Here is a 2846-nt window from a genome sequence, read left to right as displayed (position 1 = left end):
TGATGCGACCATTAGTCAAGCACCACATGCTGTGTTCCTACCATCCCACTACTCTAATCGTGAGAGCCTCGAGTCCCTTAAGTGCCCTCCTGGCTACGGAGATAAGTGCTTCATTGTTGAAACAAGGCTTAGTAAATCACTTAGGCTAAGCCCCTCATTGTTGTCGAGAGCAAGTTCTTGTTCAAGGCTATGAAGGAAGAACGGATAGAGAGGGACAGAATAAGCGGGTTTATATGTACTCATAGCTTACGACATAGACAAAAGGGATTTTCTATCCCTTGACGAGCTATCCAATACATTTCTATACAAGAACTATTTATCGCTAGATGTAGTTAGAAGCACGCTAGAGAAACCGGGCAGGCATTTGAGCAAGAAGTGGTGACACATTGAAAGAATACACAAAGAAGCATTCTCCAATTACAAGGTTATGTGGAGAGACGTTGCGTAAGAGTTTATACCCGCTGTCGATGAAAAAGGGTTAATACCAGATCATACAGTAGACTACATTGCCACAGAAACCTTGGAAGAAGCGTCTACATAGTGGCAACCCTGTTGTCGCCGCAGGCATTAAGATGCCAAAGTACGATGGTGGCAACACAGTTCACAGAAGATTAGCAGAGATAGGAAAAGCATTCACAACAAGGGCCCTGTATCACAAGAGCATACCAATGAAATAGAAAAGCTAGTTAAGCAGCTATAGCCATGGATTCATGTAGGTGTTTCTTATTGATGAATATTGCATCGCACTCATGTCCAAGACCCTATCTACACTTCGGAAGCTTTTAACCTCCATCTTTCTCTCTTCTTTCTTCTCCTTATACATGACTCTCATACATAGTTTTTCTCGTAGTAATTGTTTATATCAGCTTAGGTAGGGTAGCTTGAGTTTGTCTATATTGATTCTCCATAGCTTGGTTATGTAGTAATCTCTTTTCAACTCATTTATGCTTATGAAGGACGTTCTATCCCTTATCCCCTCAAATGCTTTATTGTTTATTGCTTTGTCAAATGACTCTTTGTCATCTGAGACTATGTAGTATCTAGCGTTAAGTTCTGATGCTTTAACGAATCTAAGTAGCGCTTTCTCCATATCGGATTCTAACACTACTTCAAACAAGTAGTAGACATTTTGGCCATGCCATATTACATCAATGTGCCTTAATTTTTCAGGAAGCGGTAGATCGCTTTGAGCTAGATCAGCGAATTTCTCGAGCTTCACGTCCCCACACTTCTTCGATCGATCCGCAGTATAGGTTCTGAACCCCAACGCCTTTCCTAGCTCTAGTAGCATACGCTCAATACACTCATGGGTTTGAAACATCTCTGTGGAACCGCTTAAGCCTAGTAGGCTTTCAATAAAAGACAGCCTCTTCTCCAGCTCGGCGATCTTCTCCGCTAAGTCACCTCCTACCCTATGTTCTCCAGTACCGGCATAGACCTTCCTCCTAATGCCTTCAACTAGCTGTTCATCAACACGCGTCTCCCCCGTTATTTTCCATTCACAAAGAGGCTTGCTGGCTCTAGCTGTCTTAACATCGCATAACTCGGATAGCTTAACCTCCATGGGGTAGATCCTGAGATCTTCAAACTCTATAACCGCTACTTCTCCACCATTACCGTATTTGGGCAGCGGCGGTTCACATACTCTACCAGACCTCTTAAGCTCCTCATACTCCTCTCTACTCACGTACCTAACGTTAGTTACCTTAAACTCGCCTATGATAGACCAGTTACCTCTAGACTCGCCAGGATTGTGAGCGATTATTATGGCTATGGAGCCGGGCTCTGCTAAGGGGTTTCTCTTCCTAGGTTTAGGAAATTGGAAGATATCGACCCTATCCAAATTTCTCTTAACACATTCAACCCAATCCCTAGTAGTAACAACGAGAATGTGCTTGACCACTGCTGCTCATCTCCCTATTAACTGCTACACCAAATAATGCAATATTTGTCACGTATGATTTATATTCTCATCCGTTTCCCAGTACCCGGCATATTTCATTAGTGTTTCAATATTCAATAACTCATTTTTCACAGCAGGGATTTAGAATCAGTTATTAGTGATCCAAGTGGTCAACGACTAAAATACGTCTTAAACCCTGGGCGTCGTAAAGATGTTGAGATCCAATGTACGACGTCGAGGGTTACGCTAGGAGAATAGTTTCCACGGCTTCATTCTCTTAGGGATGCTCTCGAATAACTCTATAACCCTGGAGCCATGGTCAGCTGGTTAGTAAGCTAGCTGTTTAGCTAACAAACCCATATATTTCATCTACGAGCTTCTTCCTCGTCCTAGGCTACGACGATCTTGGATATTTTCCTCTCTGTAGTCAGCTTCAGTATCTTCTTAAACCCCTTCCTATCTTCATTCAAGCCGAAGTGTCCAACTATATTTAGGCGAAACATAATTGCCGCTAGACTCAATAGTGCCGACCCGCGTGCAGCTGTTTTACTTTGCCATGAAGGGTGCTGGCAGTGACAAGCCAGACGACTTGTACAGCACGCCCCACTCTAAGGTCTTCGCGGGCGAGATAAAGCGCTACAGGTTGCTATACCTGGACGTGCTCCAAGAGATGTACTATACGGACAACTTCAGGGAAAAGGACGTAAAGACGCCGTCCGAGTTCGCCTACGAATTTGCCAAGAGGCTCGACGCGGTGATAGACTTCGAGACGTTTAAGACCGTCTTTATCTGCGCAAAAGGGGTACAGGAGGGCTTTGACTACCTGTTTAGAGGCGCGTACTGTAGGGAAGAGGTGTTCGAAGCCGTCGAGCCGAGGAAGCGCGGAGAAGTCTTGAGGAAACTCGTCAGCGAGGCGGGTAAAAGAGCCGCCTCTATAGACGGG

At 44.5% G+C, this 2846-nt stretch carries 6 protein-coding genes; 3 read left to right on the top strand and 3 right to left on the bottom strand.

Annotated features, from left to right (window positions below; genetic code table 11):
• Together ACP5KC_RS09865 and ACP5KC_RS09860 are read left to right on the top strand one after the other, a co-directional pair.
• On the top strand, nucleotides 1–193 hold a 193-nt coding region (locus tag ACP5KC_RS09865), incomplete at its 5' end, for a hypothetical protein (RefSeq protein ID WP_428287456.1).
• A gap of 313 nt (nucleotides 194–506) precedes the next feature.
• Nucleotides 507–677 carry a hypothetical protein gene (locus ACP5KC_RS09860; protein ID WP_428287455.1) on the top strand — a complete coding sequence of 57 codons (171 nt, stop codon included), beginning with the start codon at nucleotides 507–509 and terminating at the stop codon, nucleotides 675–677.
• A 17-nt stretch (nucleotides 678–694) separates the two neighbouring features.
• On the opposite strand, the gene ACP5KC_RS09855 is transcribed toward ACP5KC_RS09860, so the two are convergent.
• The 3 genes from ACP5KC_RS09855 to ACP5KC_RS09845 all read right to left on the bottom strand — a co-directional run bounded on the left by ACP5KC_RS09855 (nucleotide 695) and on the right by ACP5KC_RS09845 (nucleotide 2424).
• Entirely contained in the window at nucleotides 695–832 is a 138-nt protein-coding gene (locus tag ACP5KC_RS09855) for a hypothetical protein (RefSeq protein WP_428287454.1), read from the bottom strand.
• A 30-nt stretch (nucleotides 833–862) separates the two neighbouring features.
• Nucleotides 863–1903: a hypothetical protein gene (locus tag ACP5KC_RS09850; protein WP_428287453.1), complete on the bottom strand. Its 1041-nt coding sequence runs from the start codon at nucleotides 1901–1903 to the stop codon at nucleotides 863–865.
• Nucleotides 1904–2292: 389 nt separating this feature from the next.
• A complete protein-coding gene (locus ACP5KC_RS09845; protein ID WP_428287452.1) occupies nucleotides 2293–2424 on the bottom strand; it encodes a hypothetical protein in 132 nt (43 codons plus the stop codon).
• A 14-nt stretch (nucleotides 2425–2438) separates the two neighbouring features.
• Between ACP5KC_RS09845 and ACP5KC_RS09840 the strand changes: the two genes are divergently transcribed.
• Nucleotides 2439–2846 (top strand): hypothetical protein (locus ACP5KC_RS09840; RefSeq protein ID WP_428287451.1); only part of this gene is annotated, 408 nt, incomplete at its 3' end.

The organism is Infirmifilum sp., assembly GCF_049970975.1.
In the GTDB taxonomy this organism is placed as follows: domain Archaea; phylum Thermoproteota; class Thermoprotei; order Thermofilales; family Thermofilaceae; genus Thermofilum; species Thermofilum uzonense.
The sequence above is the reverse complement of the archived record's forward strand: the minus strand, read 5'-3'. Positions and strand labels throughout refer to the sequence as shown.

Coding starts and splice junctions, on each gene's coding strand:
- ACP5KC_RS09855 (WP_428287454.1), bottom strand. CDS start 832: ATGAGAGTCATGTATAAGGAGAAGAAAGAAGAGAGAAAGATGGAGGTT.